Genomic DNA, 15,953 nt, shown 5'->3' with positions numbered 1-15,953 from the left:
GTAAAGGGATTCTATCCCTTTACTTTTATATAATCAATTATTAACTTATATGCACCATCATTTGTTTCCAAATCTTCTGGTAAAACATCAAATAGTTTAACTAAGTCTGTATGACTCCATATTGGTTTTGGTTCAAAAATAGCTATCTTGCCTATATATACTAAAGTTTTAATATAGTCTTCAGCCTTTAACTTTTTATAATAACCAATAGGATTTATTTCAGATAAAATAGCTCCTGTTTCTTCAAAAGTTTCTCTAATTACACACTGTAATAAGTTTTCTTTATCCTCTTTTTTACATTGAGGAAATTCCCAACACTTATTTGTAGAGTTAAATGTCATAACAAATTTATCTTGAAATATAGGTATAACAATAGCACTAGTATATTCCTCTTCATTTAACAAATCATCTATAAAAACTATTTCTATTTCTTTATTATTAGTATAAGCTTTTTTCATATTATCACCTGCAATTATAATATTTCTACTATTATATTATTTAACAGCAAGTGATTTTGATTTAATTGTTTTTAAAAAATACTTAAATTAAGATAATTTGATAAATCTTCTAAAATCTTATATCCTCCAATAGAATTCCCTTTATCATCCAATGAAGGTCCATAAGTACCTATTCCCATTCTATGAGGTATCGACGCCATTATACCTCCTCCTACTCCACTTTTAGCAGGTATTCCTACCTTAATAGCAAACTCTCCTGATCCATTATACATTCCACAAGTAATCATAAAAGTTTTTATTGTCCTAGCGATTCGCTCTGATATTACTCTTTCACCGGTTTCAGGTAATACTCCCCTATTCGCTAAAAATAAACCGATTTTAGCAATATCTATACAGTCCACTTCAATTGAGCACTGTTTAAAATACATATCTAAAATTTCCTCAATATTTCCCTCTATAATTCCTACATCTTTCATGAAATAAGCCATAGCTCTATTTCTATCTCCAGTATTTTTTTCTGATAAATATATTTCCTCATTTATATTTAATTTATCATTTCCTGATATTTTTCTGATAAAATCTAATAGTCTTCGAAATTTTTCTTTCTCATCTCTACCTTTTATTAAGGAAGATATTACTATAGCTCCTGCATTAATCATAGGATTAAGAGGCCTAGAAGGCATAATTGTCTCTAATTTTATTATAGAATTAAAAGCATCGCCTGTAGGCTCCATGCCAACTTTTTCAAATACAAGTTCCTCTCCATTATCTATCAATGCCAACATTAATGAAATAGTCTTTGATATACTTTGAATGGTAAATTTTTTATCATAATTTCCTGATTTATATATATTTCCTTCCATATCTGCTACACATATCCCTAAATCCCAAGGATCTATTTTTCCTAAACCAGGTATGTAAGTTGCAACTTTGCCCTCTTGAGTAACATTTCTATTTTTATCTATTAACTTTCTTAATATATCCTCCATAATCAATCCCCTCCTTAATGAATTACACTATATCTAAAATAAATCAAAAAGAAAAAATAGTCAATAACTAAGTTATTAACTACTCTTCTTCTCTATAACAACTGCCACCTATAAATTCCTTTAAAATAGATGTACTAGGTATAATATCATCATTTCTAATAAAATTAAAATATTTTAAAAACTTTGATAATCGTTTTGCTTCTGCGTAGTGTATACTTGTTCTTTTAACTTCTTTTAATAACGGCTCAGCATATTTTCTTAATATAGCCAATTCATATACTAATTCTGAATTAAACATTACATCAGCACTTTCTTGAAAAGGAAATATACTTCTTTCTTCCCCTCTTCTAACTGAACTCCACAACTCCAAAGTCCCTTCTGCAGATCTTCCTCTATATTTACTATCCCTAACAATTCTCCTTATCAGTCTATTATCGGTAGTAGGTATTCTATTATGTTTATCTATATTAAGTTGAGTCAATGCACTAACATATATCTTAAATTTATATTTATGAGAAATTTTATTAGTAAGCTTTTCATTAAGTCCATGAATTCCTTCAATTATTATCGGTTGATCATCAGTTATAGAAAATCCCATAATCTTTATTTCTCTTTTACCTGTTAAAAAATTAAACTTAGGTACATCTATTTGCCCACCATTTAAAAGAATAGTTAAGTCTTCATTAAATTTTTTTATATCTATTGCGTCAATAGATTCAAAATCATAATTTCCCATTTCATCTAATGGAGTATCTTCTCTATTTACAAAATAATCATCTAAAGATAAAGAAATTGGCCTCTTTCCATTTACTCTTAATTGAGTATATAATCTTTGAGCAAATGTAGTCTTTCCTGATGAAGAAGGTCCTGCAATTAAAATTATTTTTGTATTATTATCATTACTTATTCTATCAGCTATATATGCTATTTTTTTCTCATGTAATGCTTCATTTATTCGTACAATTTCTTCAATAGAACCTTCTGCTATTTTATCATTCAATGATCCGACATCTTCTACATCTAAAATTTTTCCCCAATCTTCTGCTTCCTTAAATATTTGAGCCAATTTATTTTGTTTTTGAAATTTAGGAACTTTATAATTACTTTCCTTTCTCGGATATTGAAGTATTATGCCTGGATGATAATATTTTAAATCAAACTTATCAATATATTCTGTAGATGTAGCTAAATACCCATAAAATTTATCATAAAATCCATCAAGTTCATATACATGAACATACTCTTTAAGCCTATATTTTGATAATCTTAATTTATCTTTCATTCTTTGTTTCCTAAATATATTATCAGCTTCATTAGTAGACATAAGTATTCTATTTATTGGTAATTTTTTATTAATTATATCCTGCATTTTTTCCCTTATAGTATTAATTTCTGTACATTGTAAAGGTCTCTCTTTATGTATTTCAATATATAATCCTTCACTTAAAGAATGTTCTATAGAAACTGATGCCTTGGGAAACAATTCATTCAATGCCTTTAATAATATAAATGTTAGAGTTCTAATATAAACCCTAGATCCATCTTCATCAGTTATATCTAATAATTCTATACTTCCAGATTTCTCTATAGTATAATCAAGATGTATAATTTCGTTATTTATACGAGCACATAGATATTTACTGTTCTCTAAATCTTTTGATGATTTTATAAAATCTTCTATTTTAATTCCTTTATCAACGCTAAAATTTCCAATCTCAGATATTTTTATATCTAATTTTTCCATCAAATCTCCCCCTATTTTTTTATACCCTATACATAATTTATAATAATAAAACCCTATATATAGGGTTTTATTATTACCTCATACTTTTATCTGGTAATGAAATATTAGACAGAGCATCTCCTGCTTCATTTGCATATACATCTCTAACCGCTAAGTCTCCAAGAGAAACTATTCCAACTAATTTACCATTTTCTACTACTGGAAGTCTTCTAATTTGTTTTTCTGCCATCAACCTAGCAGCCTCATGTATATCAGTATCTGGAGATATTGAGATTAAATCTTTTGTCATGATACTACTTATAGGATCATTAATATTCTTTTCTGACGTTAATGCTCTTACTACTATATCTCTATCTGTCACAATGCCAACTGCTCTATTATCTCTAGATGTAATTGGTATTGATCCCACACCAAGAACATTCATTTCTTTAGCAATGTCCCTAATAGATGCACTATTAAGCATAGCCCTTACATTATCAGTCATAACTTCTCTTACTTTCACTTTTTATCCTCCTTATATTCAAATATATAATTAGGATATGTAATTTATAAAATTTTAAACATTCAAATCTTTCTTATAAGTTCTATTAACCTCTATAAAACCTTTCTTTTTATAGAACCCTATTGCTCTTTTATTTTGTGTGTTCACGTTTAATTTAATATTAAATATTTCTTTTTCTCTACAATACTCTTCTATTTTTTCTATTAAATTTTTCGTTAATCCTTTACCTCTAAATAACTCTTCCATGAAAATATCTGTAATAAAAACAATTTTATTACTAGCAAATATTCCATTTATTTCTTTTATCTCTCCTCTTATAAAACCAATAATTTTATTATTAATTTCTCCTACAAATATAATACTGTTTTTTGAATTTATATCATTATAAAACATTTCCAAAAGATTCTTTTGCCATTCAGCAGACAAACTCATGTAATCAATAAATTCAGCATGACAATCAGATAATTTCTTCCATAATTTTGAAATATCATCAATATCTTCTTTTCGTGCTCTCCTAATTTTCATAATATCCCCCTAACAAATCATTTTAAAATTTTCTCCTCCACAATCTTATATGCTTTATTATCTTCAACTTGAAAAATTTTATCATTTAAATACTCTAAATCATCTTTTAATCCAGAAAATATTATTTTATATGCTACTAAAAATTGTGAATCTAAATTGAACTTTTTATTTATTTTATTGTTTCCATATTTTCTATCTCCTACTATTGGATGATTTATTGAAGCTAAATGTGCTCTAATTTGATGAGTTCTTCCGGTAATTAATTGTATATCTAATAAAGTATATTCTTCATTAAATTTTAAAGGCATTATCCTTGTATGTATTTCTTTACTATTATTCATCCATTTTTTATGTATCTGAACCTTATTATTGATTCTGTTCTTAGTTAAATATCCTTGTAATAATATTTCTTTATCTATTTTTCCACTTACTAAAGCCTTATAGTATTTTTCAATTTTATGTTCCCTTATTGCTCTATTTATCATCTTTAATGAATTATAATTTTTTGTAGCAATAATTATACCTGAAGTGTTAAAATCTAATCTATTACAAATAGATGGACTAAAAGTTTTTTCATTCTGTGGATGATATTCCCCTTTATCAATAAGATACTTTTTTACTCCTTTTACTATACTATCACTATTTTCATTATTAGAATGAGATAATTGTCCAGATTTTTTATTAATTAATATAATATTTTTATCCTCATATATTATGTCTAAATCAATATTTGTTTCTATATTTTCTGTTTTAGTTTGAAATTTATTTATTGTATCTTCAGCTAAATATAATTTTATTTCATCACCATATTTCACTATATCTTCTGGATATCCACGACTACTATTTAATTTAATTCTTTTTTTTCTAAGTATTTTTTGTATAAATCCTTTAGAGGCTTGATCCATATATTTAGATAAAAATCTATCTAATCGTTGATTTTCATCATTTCTCTCTATTTTTATTTTTTTCATAAATATCAATCCTTAATCTTTAATATACTTATTATAATAATACTTATAGGTATATTAATACAAGGTATATTTTGTATTTTATATTTATTGATTATTAGCATATAATTATGATATCATTTAATATGTAGGCATAATATAATATTACGCTTAAGTAATTTAAGGAGGATTAATATGAAAAATAAATTTGAAAAAATAAAAGATCTCTTATATGACTACATAGATTATGTTTTAATTATTTTAGTAGTAGTTATAATTGGTGGGATTATTGGATGGAGATTAGAAATATTATTTAATGATAACGAAACAGAAGCAATTACTAGTAATATAGACTCAATAGAAAAAGATGTTGATGAAAATTCTTCTAAAAAAGAAAAAGAAGATTCTAATGCTAATAAAGAAGAAAAAAATGACTCTGAAGAAAATAAAGATAATGATGAAAAAAGTTCATCCTCTAAAGATGATAAATCTAGTAAGAATGATGAAGAAATAGCAATTGAAATTCCTCAAGGATCATTACCTTCTGATACCGCTCAAATATTATTAGACAATGATTTAATAGATGATGTTGATAAATTTATAGATAGAGCTGAAGCTTTAAAGCTTGAAACTAAACTAAGATCAGGTGAATTTACATTTAATAAAGGCTCTGATCTTGATAATATAATAAAAACATTAGCTAATATAAAATAAAAAATTCCTCCTAGGAGGAATTTTTTATTTTAATATTTCACATTAACATATCGATCTATAAGAGATTTTTGCATATTATCTACAAATACTCCTTTTTTTCTTAAAATATCAAGTATTTTATAATTTTTAGAATGTAATATAGCTTTATCAAAATCTTTTAAATTTATCTCATATAGTTTACCATGTAAACTATCAGATTCTACATCTATATAATAAGCTTCCATATTACTAAATTTCAAGAATTTAAGTAATTCCAACGTACACTTATCCTTTTGTTGATAATAATAATATCCTTCCTCATGAAAAGATTGATAATATTTTTCAGGTTCTCCTTGATCTTTTAATTCTTTTGCCTCCATATAATAGTATTTTGCTAACATATTAAAATATTGATAATTATATATTCCCTTTTCAAAACTATCAATATTCTTAAACGGTTTTACGTCTAAATTTTTTATGAATTCCATATTTTCAATAATATATTCCTTCTTAGAAATATCCCCATCCGCAAATCTCATTATTAATAAATCTCTATGACTAAAAAATTTGTCAAATATACTCTCTTTTTTTATATAATTCAAACTTTACACCCTAACTAATAAATCTATTTATTTAAAGCTTTAAACATTCTTTTAATTTGATGAAATTTATCTTCTTTTATTGTAACATATCCTTTGGATATTTTGCTTGAGGAATTTATTTCAATATCCTTATCAAGTCGTCCTACAAGAAAAGGTCTAAAAGCTTTATATTTTTCATCAATTAAGTCTATAACAGTTTTATTAAAATCATCTTCCGTTATAGAAATAACTCCAGAGGTTTATTTAATTTTGTTTTTTTATTTCTTTTCTACTTCCATACCTAAGTTTGATAGTATTTTATCAAGTCTTTCCTTTTTTGACATTATGAATCCTCCTATACAACTATAGTTTATATTTTATTAGTTATTTGTGAAAAATTCAAATTAATTCTTAAGAATACATTTTTAATTTTAACGCATACTAAAAATATCCTAAAAAATCATAAGGAGGTTTATTATGGATATAAAAAAAACACAACATCATCTTCCAGGAGTTAAATGTACTGTAAACACTTGTTATTATAATGACACTGGAAATCACTGTAATGCAGAAAAAATAGAAGTAAATCCAATGAATGCTAGAACTATTGAAGAAACAGATTGTGCAACCTTTGAACACAAAGACATGCATTAATAGATAAGGGGAATATTCCCCTTATCTATTAATATTTAATCAAATTTTCTTAAAGCTTTACCATTAAGATAATCACACTTTTGACCCTGAATTATATTTCTTACTTCCATTTCGTTTAAAATTTCATCTTTAATTTTCCACCAACTAGTACTCCAATTTACAAATAATGTATTCTCTTCAGGTGCTCTTCCTATTAATCTTTGTATAACTATATCTTTATCTAAATATCTAATAAACTTAACTACTCTATCAATATATTCTTCTTTAGAAATAATATTAATTTTTCCGTCCTTATACATCTCTCCTAATATTGTACCTTCAATAATATAAAGAGAATGAAGTTTTACTTGTTCAATCCCCAAAGCAGATATTATCTTTGCATTTTCTACAACATCATCAATATTATCCCATGGAAGATTTAAAATAAGATGTACACAGACTTCAAAATTATATTTTTTTATCCTTATTACACTATCAATTAACTCTGCTAAAGTATGTCCTCTATTAATTTTCTTCAATGTATGATAATTTACAGTTTGTAATCCTAATTCTATTGTAATCTCTATATTATATTCCAAACTAATATCCTTTAAAAATTTAAGATATTTATCAGATATTGAATCTGGTCTTGTAGAAATAGCTATTTCTACAACATCATCTATTATTGCATCATTAATTATATCTTTAAATCTTTCAAATTCCATATAGGTATTAGTGAAATTTTGAAAATAAGCTATGAATTTCTTAGCTTTATATCTCTTTTTAATATAATCTTTATTTTTTTGTATTTGAGCTTTTACAGACATTTCATTAGATAATGACTCAAATCCTCCTCCTTCTTCTCCACAAAATATACATCCTCCTGTCCCAACGCATCCATCTCTATTAGGACAAGTAGTTGGAATATGAATAGGTAATTTATATACTTTTTCTCCATATTTATTTTTTAAATAACTAGAATATTTTCTATAATATTTATTTTCATCCATTTTATTCACCCTTTTATTAATTCTTAATATTATTCTAGATTATATCATTCTTTTAATACAATAAAAATAAAGGATAGACATTTTTTGTCTACCCTTTATTAAATTATATCCTATCTGCTACTGGTTTATTTCTCAATTTAAATTTATGTAGAAATAACACTATAGCTATTATAGCAGCAATAATTCCTACTGGATATGAAATAGTCTGTGGTAATTTAAAACCTTCTGGAGCCTGTAATATATAAGTGATACTTACAGCAGTCATAAATGTTGCTGGTACTGTAGCAATCCAATGAAGTTTATTATTAGTTATTAAATATGCTGCTGTTGCCCATAATACAATCATTGCTAATGTTTGATTTGACCAAGAGAAATATCTCCATATGATAGTAAAATCAATTCTTGTTAACAAATATCCTATAATAAATAATGGAACTGCTACTATTAATCTATTTTTAGTTTCCTTTTGTTTATATCCTATAGCATCAGCTATGACTAATCTAGCACTTCTAAATGCTGTATCTCCCGATGTTATAGGTGCTGCTATAACTCCTAACATGGCCAATATTCCACCAACTTTTCCTAACAATGATTTAGATATAATATTTACAACTCCTGCAGTACCTCCGCTGTTAGTTAAAGCATTATTTAATCCAACTACCCCACCATTGAAAAATGCCATAGCCGCAGCTGCCCATATCAATGCTATAATACCTTCTGCAATCATCGACCCATAAAATACTCTTCTACCATACTTTTCATTTGGTAGACACCTTGCCATCATTGGCGATTGAGTAGCATGAAATCCACTTATCGCTCCACAAGCTATTGTAACAAATAACATTGGCCATAAAGATAAATTTTCTGGATGAATACTAGCAAACCTTACTTCAGGAATATCATATCCCTTTATAATAAGCATAGAACCAATACCAACCGCCATGATTAATAAAGCAGCACCAAATAATGGATAGATCTTGGCTATTATCTTATCTACAGGTAAGATAGTAGCCATAAAATAATATACTATAATAATTCCTATCCAAACACTTAAACTACTTAAACCTGCAAATTTTAAATCAGCCAATAATTGAGCAGGGCCAGTCATAAATACTGTACCTACTAATACTAATAATATTACAGAAAAAAATCTCATTATCTTTCTAGCATTTTCTCCAAGGTATATACCTACAATCTCTGCTACACTTTTTCCTTCATGTCTAACCGATAACATTCCACTAAAATAATCATGAACTCCTCCTGCAAAAATACTCCCTAAAACAATCCATATAAAAGCTGCTGGACCATATAAAGCTCCCAATATTGCTCCAAATATTGGACCTAATCCTGCAATATTCAAGAACTGAATAAGAAATATTTTAGGCCAACTTAATGGAACAAAATCAACGCCATCCTCCATGGCTATAGCTGGTGTCTTTCTATTTTCATCTACACCAAAAACCTTTTCCACAAACACACCATAAATAAAATAACCTAATATTAAGATTACAATTGAAGTTAAAAATGATACCATAGTATCCTCCCCAAAATTCTTTTGGACATATTATATTATAAAGAATTATTTTTCTCTTGATTTTTAGATAAAAGGTATAAATATCCTAATGAATTGCATTATATGAAATCAAGATGTTTTTAAATGAGATTCATTATTGATTTGAATTCTTTCACTTGTCCTCTACTAACCGGTACATTGTCAGAATATTTTTTCATCTTTATATGATAAGTATTATTAAACCATGGTTCTATCTTTTCTACATAATTTATATTTACTAAATAGCTTCTATGACTTCTATAAAAATCATCTCTATTTATTTTTTTCTCTAAATGAGTCAATGTACCATGATATATAAATTTATCTTTAATAGTAAAAATAGTTGTATTTTTATCTTCTACTGTAGCTAATACAATATTATCTATTTCTATTGGATAAAATGCTCCTTCCCTATATAAAGTTATTTTATTATATTTATATTCATTTTTATTCTGTATATCATTAATAAGAGCATTTAATTTCTCTTCATACTCTGCTCTCTTATCTTTTAACCTTTTTATTAATTTATCTACTGTTTTGCTTAATCTTCTATCGTCTATAGGCTTTAATAAATAATCAATAGCATTTAATTCAAAAGCTTTTATAGCATATTCATCATAAGCTGTAATAAACACTATTAAAGGTAATTTATCAAGCCTATATTCAATTATTTTTGATGCTACTTCTATACCAGGAATTTTAGGCATATTTATATCTAGAAATATTACATCTGGCATTATATTTCCTATGTTATTAAGAACATCAAGACCGTTTTTTTCTTCCTTTACAATTTCAATCTCACTATATTTCCCTAAAAGATACTTCAATTCTTCTCTTGCTGGAAGCTCATCGTCAACAATCATACTTCTGATTATCATAATAATTCTCCTTCTTTTGGAATTGTAATAATCACTATAGTTCCTTTATTTCTCTTACTTTGTATATTCAATCCATAATTATCTCCATATATCAGCTGAATCCTCTTATGAACATTTTTTAATCCCATGGATTCTATTTTATTATTATCTTCTAATAATTTCTCTATTTTTTGCTTTTCAATTCCTTCTCCATTATCTTTTATACATATTTCTATATTTTTCTCTTTACCATAAACATCTATCTCTATTACTCCACCATCTAATTTTTCCATAATTCCATGCTTAATTGAATTTTCAACAATAGGCTGAATTATTAATGGTGGTACCTTGATTTGCAAACAATTCTCTATATTAAATTTAATATCTAATTTATCTCCAAATCTAGCCTTTTCTATCTCTAAATAAGACTTTAAATGTTCTAACTCTGTTTCTAAATCAACTAAATCTTCTGATTTATAAAGATTCTTTCTAAAATAAAAACCTAAATGTAAAAGAAGTTCTCGAGCTTTATCAGGTTGTGTTCTAATTAGAGAAACTATAGTATTTATCGCATTAAAAAGAAAATGAGGATTAATTTGAGCTTGTAGTGCTGTCAATTCTGCCTTAGTAGCTAATTCTTTATTAATTTCTATCTTTCTTAATTCTATTTGTGTCGAAAATAAAGACCCCAATCCTAAAGCTAATTGAATATCAATTGGTGATATAGCATTTTTTCTTATTTTATATAATTTAAGTGTTCCTATTACTTTATTTTTTTCCTTTAATGGCACAATAATTGCCGATTTAAGTTTACAATCATCTTGATGACAAGCAATTTCTTTATAAGAATTTGCCACTTTATAATTTCCTGATAATAATACTTCTTTAGTTAATCCTGTTTTAATTTTATCTGCTACTTTATGATGATCTTCTCCTATTCCTGTATGAGCTAATATAATACTTGAATCAGTTATTGATACAGCTTTAAATGAAGTACTCTTATAAATTATCTCTGACACTTTCTTAGAAGTATCAGTATTAAACCCCCGTCTAAAATAAGGTAATGTTTCATTAGCAATTTTTAAAGCTCTCTGTGCCTGAAATGCAGCTTCCCTTTCCTTATCTTTTAAAATACTAAGTATTATTGCTATAGTAATAGAAATTCCTATAGAATTAGCTACTATCATTGGTATACTTATAATACTAACAAGATTTATAGCTTTATCAATAGGTCTAGTAATTAAAATTATAAGAATCATTTGTATAGCTTCTGCTAAAGCACCAAATATCAAAGCAAATAACCCTTTATTTTTAAATTCAGTAAATCTTCTATTTAATAATCCTGCCATAAGCCCTTCAATTGTAGTAGATACTGCACAAGCAAGAGTCGTAAAACCCCCAACATCTATTCCCCATCTATGAATCCCTGCTATTAAACCTGATAAAAATCCAACAAATGGACCTCCTAAAAGTCCTCCTACAAATACTCCTATCACCCTTGAATTAGCTAATGCTCCATTTATTGGTATGCCTGAATATGTGCCTATAATTCCTAAAAATCCAAAAAATAAAGCAAACATAATTTTATCTATAGTTTTTATTCTTTCTTTAGATATAAGTTGTCTAACTATGGTCAATTTAGATAAAATAAATGATAATATAGCTATTATACTCACACTATTAACTAAATTTCCTAAAATATATATAATCAAAATTACACCTTCTTTTCAATTCTATAATATATATTTTAATATAATATTTTTAAAAATAAAACTTTTATAAAGTATTATATATTTTCAAGGTAAATTTAACCTATTATTATTTATAATTTATTGGATATAATATCACTATACTCTTCAAAAGGGAGGCTAATCACATGACAATTAAAGAGGGTACTATTCCTACCATATTAGGAACTATGGTTACTATAGCTGGTTTAATATCTAAAAGAAGTACTAGAAAAAATCTAGCCTGGGGTATTGTAGGCTTTGGTATTGCTCATATTATTTTAGGTGGAATGGACTTAATTCAACATAGAAATGATGGAGATATATTAGGAGATAAATAAAAATAAGTGAAATGGATAATCCATTTCACTTATTTTTTATCTACACTATATTTTTCTTTTAATTTATTAGTTTTATCTAAATAAAGCTTATTTTGTTTCATTCCAATTAATTGTTGTTTAAGCTGCACTGATACTTCATCTAAGCTCAATTGCTTTTCATCTTTTTTATCTTCTAATTTTATTATATGATATCCAAATTGAGTTTTTACAGGTTCACTAATCTCTCCAACATTCATATCAAACGCTGCTTCTTCAAACTCAGGTACCATTCTACCTTTAGTAAAGAATCCTAAATCTCCACCCTTTTCTTTCGATGGACATGTTGAATATTTTTTAGCTCCTTCTTCAAAAGAAAGTCCGTCATTTATTTCTTTTATAATTTTATTAGCTTTTTCTTCATTATCAACAAGAATATGTTTAGCTTGAGCTTGTTCTCCTTGTTTAAACATATCTTTATTACTATTATAATATTCTGTAACCTCTTCATCTGTTACATCTATTTTATTTAATAAAGCTCTCATAGAATATTGCTTTAATAAATTATCTTTTGCTTTTTCTAATTCTGCTTTAAATTCATCTTCTTCGTCTAATTTTCTTTCCTTTGCATCAAGATAAAATAACTCTTGATTTATTAATTCTTCTAATAATTTTTCTCTTCCTTCTTCAGAATTAAATTGCATAGCTTGCTGCTGTCCTAAACTTTGTAATAATAATTGCAAGTCTTGTTCTGTTATTTCTCTTCCTTCAACTACTGCTAATACTTTATTCTCCATTTAAAACTCTCCTTTATTTTAGATTCACTGACAATGATATCAGATAAGATGACTTATGTCTAATTTTATTATTGATTCATGCTTCTATTCTTATTTAACTTCTTAATTTTTCCATAGTAATAGGTAAATACTCATTTTCTTTTTCCATTTTAACCTTGATTATATATTATTATAATATTTTCTTCAATAATTTAAGAGGCAATTTTTTGCCCCTTAAATTATTAAATATAAAATTGTATATACCCCTGCTATGCCGATTAAAATATAGATTACCTTCGATATTATTGAATCTTTTTTGAATATAAATTCTACTAAGTTTAAATTTAATAGACCAATTAGTCCCCAATTAATGGCTCCTATTAAAATTAATATAACTGATAAAAGATTTATTATACTCATAGGAACTCCCCCTTAAAGCCTTCTTAATAGAATATATTTAATAAATTATTATAATATGACTAAGATATATTAAATATTTTTTTTAATTCAAAGGCAACTCCAGAATTATTATTATCTTTATTTGATATAATATCTGCATACTCTTTCGCTTTATCAGAAGCATTTCTCATAGCAATACCTAATCCAGATTTTTTTATCATCTCTATATCATTGTTATCATCACCAATTGTAACTATCTCCTTAGCAGATATTCCCTTACTATAAGCATATTCTATTAAACTTTTCCATTTTGAACCCAATGGGGTCATAATTTCAAGAATAGAATCAGTTCTTTTAAGATTAGTTAATATATAATGAGAAAATCTCTCTGGATATTTCTTTTCAATTGTTTTCATAAAATTTTCTAATTTTTTATATTCATCTAAATAACAAACTACTAATACTTTATTTTCTTTATAATTTAAAAGATTATCAATCATTTTATATCTTTTTTCATCAGGGTTCAGATAATTTCTATATTTTTTATCATTAATATCATATTCTACTAAAATATCCTTTTCATTTTCATAATCATTAATATGTACTATAGGATGAAGACATTGTTTTTTCCCTTCAATAACAATATTTTTAAAGTCTTTTATATTTAAATATTTTTCTATAAGAATTCTATCATCATTTATACTTCGGACTATATTTCCATTATTTGAAATAATTATTACATTTCTATTAAGACTATTTATAAATTCTTTTGCTGACCAATATCTTCTTCCTGTAGCAATAACTATCTCTATACCCTTATTCATTAGCCTTTTAAGGATATATAAATTATCCTCACTTATTTTTTTATCGTCCGTTAACAAAGTCCCATCCAAATCAATTGCAACAATCTTATAATTCATAATTACACCTATAGTTTATAAAATTCATCAAATGACTTTTTCATATAATAGTGATCTTTTACACTACATAACTCTCTAATAGAATGCATTCCTAGCATAGGACCACCAATATCTATAGATCTTATATCTAACTGACTAGAAGATATAGGTCCTATAGTTGATCCACCTCTTTCATCAGATCTATTTACAAATTTTTGATATGGAATTCCTGCATTTTTACATATTATCTCATACACAGCACCAGAATCACAATCAGTTGTATAAGATTGATTAGCATTTATTTTTATAACAGGTCCACCGTCTAAAACTGGCTTATTTGTAGGATCATGTTTTTCTAAATAATTAGGATGTAATGCATGCGCCATATCTGCTGAGATGATAAAAGAATTATATAAGGACATCATAAATGACTCTCTATCTTTATTATAAGCCAATACAATTCTTTCTAGGATGTCTTTCAACATAGGTGAAGCAGCACCTTGTTTAGTTCTACTTCCTATTTCTTCATTATCAAAACATACCATTACATTAGTTCCCTTTGTTATAGGAGATTCAATCAATGCATTTATACCAGCATGTACCATAGCTAAATCATCTAATTTTCCGGTAGATATAAATTCATCATTCATACCTATTATATTACCTTTATTATATTCATATAAAAACAAGTCAAAATCTATAATATTTTCTGAATTTATATTCAACTCATCAGCAATAATATTTATTAAATAATTATCTTTCTCGAACTCTTCATTTATCAAAGAAACTAAAGGTAACGTATGTTTTTGCTTATTTAACTCAATTCCTTTATTTACTTCTTTATTCATGTGTATTGCCAAATTGGGAATTACTAATACTGGCCTATTAATATTTAATAGCTTAGATTTAGGTTTTAATATATTATCACTTTTTATTGTAACTCTTCCTGCTATTGAAAGAGGTCTATCTAGCCATGTATTTAATATAGGTCCACCATAAACTTCAGTATTAAGTCTTAAATAAGCATTCCCTTCAATCATTTCTGGATTCGGCTTTATTCTAAAGGTAGGAGCATCCGTATGAGCTCCTATTATTTTAAAACCTTCTGCTTCAATATCTCCACTTCCTGCTTTAAAGGCTACTAATGCTGAATCATTTTTAGTAGTAAAATACTTCTTACCTTTTTCAATATTCCATCTTTCATTTAATTTTAATTCACTAAATCCTTTTTCTAACAAAATACTTTTAACTTTTTCAACTGTATGAAATTGAGTAGGACTATCATAAATAAAATCTAATAAATTTTTAGCAAAATTTAGCTCCTTAGTCATAAAATCCCCCCTT

18 protein-coding genes are annotated in these 15,953 nt (G+C 26.2%); 3 read left to right on the top strand and 15 right to left on the bottom strand.

All coding sequences use genetic code 11. The features are described 5' to 3' along the window. Positions 1-11 precede the first annotated feature (11 nt). The 6 genes from GOQ29_RS13235 to GOQ29_RS13210 all read right to left on the bottom strand — a co-directional run bounded on the left by GOQ29_RS13235 (position 12) and on the right by GOQ29_RS13210 (position 5,189). Positions 12-458 carry an NUDIX domain-containing protein gene (locus GOQ29_RS13235; RefSeq protein WP_203373140.1) on the bottom strand — a complete coding sequence of 149 codons (447 nt, stop codon included), beginning with the start codon at positions 456-458 and terminating at the stop codon, positions 12-14. A 71-nt stretch (positions 459-529) separates the two neighbouring features. Beyond that, positions 530-1,447 carry a glutaminase A gene (gene glsA / locus GOQ29_RS13230; protein ID WP_203373139.1) on the bottom strand — a complete coding sequence of 306 codons (918 nt, stop codon included), beginning with the start codon at positions 1,445-1,447 and terminating at the stop codon, positions 530-532. A 79-nt stretch (positions 1,448-1,526) separates the two neighbouring features. Continuing rightward, positions 1,527-3,191 (bottom strand): nucleoside kinase, encoded by a 1,665-nt coding sequence (locus GOQ29_RS13225; RefSeq protein WP_203373138.1) that lies wholly within the window; start codon positions 3,189-3,191, stop codon positions 1,527-1,529. Between the two features lie 73 nt (positions 3,192-3,264). Beyond that, positions 3,265-3,693 carry a CBS domain-containing protein gene (locus tag GOQ29_RS13220; RefSeq protein ID WP_203373137.1) on the bottom strand — a complete coding sequence of 143 codons (429 nt, stop codon included), beginning with the start codon at positions 3,691-3,693 and terminating at the stop codon, positions 3,265-3,267. Between the two features lie 54 nt (positions 3,694-3,747). Continuing rightward, complete coding sequence (locus tag GOQ29_RS13215; protein WP_203373136.1) at positions 3,748-4,218, bottom strand: GNAT family N-acetyltransferase; 471 nt, start codon at positions 4,216-4,218, stop codon at positions 3,748-3,750. A 17-nt stretch (positions 4,219-4,235) separates the two neighbouring features. After that, positions 4,236-5,189 (bottom strand): RluA family pseudouridine synthase, encoded by a 954-nt coding sequence (locus tag GOQ29_RS13210; protein ID WP_203373135.1) that lies wholly within the window; start codon positions 5,187-5,189, stop codon positions 4,236-4,238. 171 nt (positions 5,190-5,360) lie between these two features. Here GOQ29_RS13210 and GOQ29_RS13205 point away from each other — a divergent pair, with 171 nt between their 5' ends. Then, positions 5,361-5,879 carry an MltG/YceG/YrrL family protein gene (locus GOQ29_RS13205; RefSeq protein WP_203373134.1) on the top strand — a complete coding sequence of 173 codons (519 nt, stop codon included), beginning with the start codon at positions 5,361-5,363 and terminating at the stop codon, positions 5,877-5,879. Positions 5,880-5,908: 29 nt separating this feature from the next. Here GOQ29_RS13205 and GOQ29_RS13200 read toward each other — a convergent pair whose 3' ends face one another. Then, complete coding sequence (locus tag GOQ29_RS13200; RefSeq protein WP_203373133.1) at positions 5,909-6,460, bottom strand: DUF6648 family protein; 552 nt, start codon at positions 6,458-6,460, stop codon at positions 5,909-5,911. A gap of 456 nt (positions 6,461-6,916) precedes the next feature. Between GOQ29_RS13200 and GOQ29_RS13195 the strand changes: the two genes are divergently transcribed. Next, positions 6,917-7,093 carry a DUF1540 domain-containing protein gene (locus GOQ29_RS13195; RefSeq protein WP_203373132.1) on the top strand — a complete coding sequence of 59 codons (177 nt, stop codon included), beginning with the start codon at positions 6,917-6,919 and terminating at the stop codon, positions 7,091-7,093. Between the two features lie 35 nt (positions 7,094-7,128). On the opposite strand, the gene mnmL is transcribed toward GOQ29_RS13195, so the two are convergent. The 4 genes from mnmL to GOQ29_RS13175 all read right to left on the bottom strand — a co-directional run bounded on the left by mnmL (position 7,129) and on the right by GOQ29_RS13175 (position 12,203). Then, entirely contained in the window at positions 7,129-8,082 is a 954-nt protein-coding gene (gene mnmL, locus GOQ29_RS13190; protein WP_203373131.1) for a tRNA modification radical SAM protein MnmL/YtqA, read from the bottom strand. Positions 8,083-8,185: 103 nt separating this feature from the next. Beyond that, positions 8,186-9,616: a carbon starvation CstA family protein gene (locus GOQ29_RS13185; protein ID WP_203373130.1), complete on the bottom strand. Its 1,431-nt coding sequence runs from the start codon at positions 9,614-9,616 to the stop codon at positions 8,186-8,188. A gap of 119 nt (positions 9,617-9,735) precedes the next feature. Further along, the gene (locus GOQ29_RS13180; RefSeq protein WP_207750719.1) at positions 9,736-10,512 is read right to left on the bottom strand and encodes a LytR/AlgR family response regulator transcription factor; all 777 of its coding nucleotides are present in this window, start codon (positions 10,510-10,512) and stop codon (positions 9,736-9,738) included. Then, positions 10,509-12,203, bottom strand: coding sequence for a sensor histidine kinase (locus tag GOQ29_RS13175; protein ID WP_203373129.1), 1,695 nt, complete (start codon positions 12,201-12,203; stop codon positions 10,509-10,511). The genes GOQ29_RS13180 and GOQ29_RS13175 overlap by 4 nt, the downstream gene beginning before the upstream one ends. Positions 12,204-12,367: 164 nt before the next feature. Between GOQ29_RS13175 and GOQ29_RS13170 the strand changes: the two genes are divergently transcribed. Then, positions 12,368-12,559 (top strand): asparagine synthase, encoded by a 192-nt coding sequence (locus tag GOQ29_RS13170; RefSeq protein ID WP_203373128.1) that lies wholly within the window; start codon positions 12,368-12,370, stop codon positions 12,557-12,559. A gap of 29 nt (positions 12,560-12,588) precedes the next feature. On the opposite strand, the gene GOQ29_RS13165 is transcribed toward GOQ29_RS13170, so the two are convergent. From GOQ29_RS13165 to GOQ29_RS13150, 4 genes are all read right to left on the bottom strand, one after another. Further along, positions 12,589-13,332, bottom strand: coding sequence for a peptidylprolyl isomerase (locus GOQ29_RS13165; protein WP_203373127.1), 744 nt, complete (start codon positions 13,330-13,332; stop codon positions 12,589-12,591). A gap of 213 nt (positions 13,333-13,545) precedes the next feature. Then, positions 13,546-13,731: a DUF378 domain-containing protein gene (locus GOQ29_RS13160; RefSeq protein ID WP_203373126.1), complete on the bottom strand. Its 186-nt coding sequence runs from the start codon at positions 13,729-13,731 to the stop codon at positions 13,546-13,548. Positions 13,732-13,790: 59 nt separating this feature from the next. Further along, entirely contained in the window at positions 13,791-14,630 is an 840-nt protein-coding gene (locus tag GOQ29_RS13155; RefSeq protein ID WP_203373125.1) for a Cof-type HAD-IIB family hydrolase, read from the bottom strand. An 8-nt stretch (positions 14,631-14,638) separates the two neighbouring features. After that, on the bottom strand, positions 14,639-15,940 hold the full coding sequence (locus GOQ29_RS13150; RefSeq protein ID WP_203373124.1) for a M18 family aminopeptidase: 1,302 nt from the start codon (positions 15,938-15,940) through the stop codon (positions 14,639-14,641). Positions 15,941-15,953 lie beyond the last annotated feature (13 nt).

Origin of the sequence: Anaeromonas gelatinilytica, from assembly GCF_016820635.1 — a bacterium.
Taxonomy (GTDB): domain Bacteria; phylum Bacillota; class Clostridia; order Tissierellales; family SIT17; genus Anaeromonas; species Anaeromonas gelatinilytica.
This window is presented reverse-complemented; position numbering and strand designations above follow the sequence as displayed.

Excerpts from the sequence above, each read along its gene's own strand:
- GOQ29_RS13185 (WP_203373130.1), bottom strand. The coding sequence starts at position 9,616 with ATGGTATCATTTTTAACTTCAATTGTAATCTTAATATTAGGTTATTTT.
- GOQ29_RS13165 (WP_203373127.1), bottom strand. The coding sequence starts at position 13,332 with ATGGAGAATAAAGTATTAGCAGTAGTTGAAGGAAGAGAAATAACAGAA.
- GOQ29_RS13155 (WP_203373125.1), bottom strand. The coding sequence starts at position 14,630 with ATGAATTATAAGATTGTTGCAATTGATTTGGATGGGACTTTGTTAACG.
- GOQ29_RS13205 (WP_203373134.1), top strand. The coding sequence starts at position 5,361 with ATGAAAAATAAATTTGAAAAAATAAAAGATCTCTTATATGACTACATA.
- mnmL (WP_203373131.1), bottom strand. The coding sequence starts at position 8,082 with ATGGATGAAAATAAATATTATAGAAAATATTCTAGTTATTTAAAAAAT.
- glsA (WP_203373139.1), bottom strand. The coding sequence starts at position 1,447 with ATGGAGGATATATTAAGAAAGTTAATAGATAAAAATAGAAATGTTACT.
- GOQ29_RS13235 (WP_203373140.1), bottom strand. The coding sequence starts at position 458 with ATGAAAAAAGCTTATACTAATAATAAAGAAATAGAAATAGTTTTTATA.
- GOQ29_RS13150 (WP_203373124.1), bottom strand. The coding sequence starts at position 15,940 with ATGACTAAGGAGCTAAATTTTGCTAAAAATTTATTAGATTTTATTTAT.
- GOQ29_RS13170 (WP_203373128.1), top strand. The coding sequence starts at position 12,368 with ATGACAATTAAAGAGGGTACTATTCCTACCATATTAGGAACTATGGTT.
- GOQ29_RS13195 (WP_203373132.1), top strand. The coding sequence starts at position 6,917 with ATGGATATAAAAAAAACACAACATCATCTTCCAGGAGTTAAATGTACT.
- GOQ29_RS13180 (WP_207750719.1), bottom strand. The coding sequence starts at position 10,512 with ATGATAATCAGAAGTATGATTGTTGACGATGAGCTTCCAGCAAGAGAA.
- GOQ29_RS13215 (WP_203373136.1), bottom strand. The coding sequence starts at position 4,218 with ATGAAAATTAGGAGAGCACGAAAAGAAGATATTGATGATATTTCAAAA.
- GOQ29_RS13225 (WP_203373138.1), bottom strand. The coding sequence starts at position 3,191 with ATGGAAAAATTAGATATAAAAATATCTGAGATTGGAAATTTTAGCGTT.
- GOQ29_RS13160 (WP_203373126.1), bottom strand. The coding sequence starts at position 13,731 with ATGAGTATAATAAATCTTTTATCAGTTATATTAATTTTAATAGGAGCC.
- GOQ29_RS13210 (WP_203373135.1), bottom strand. The coding sequence starts at position 5,189 with ATGAAAAAAATAAAAATAGAGAGAAATGATGAAAATCAACGATTAGAT.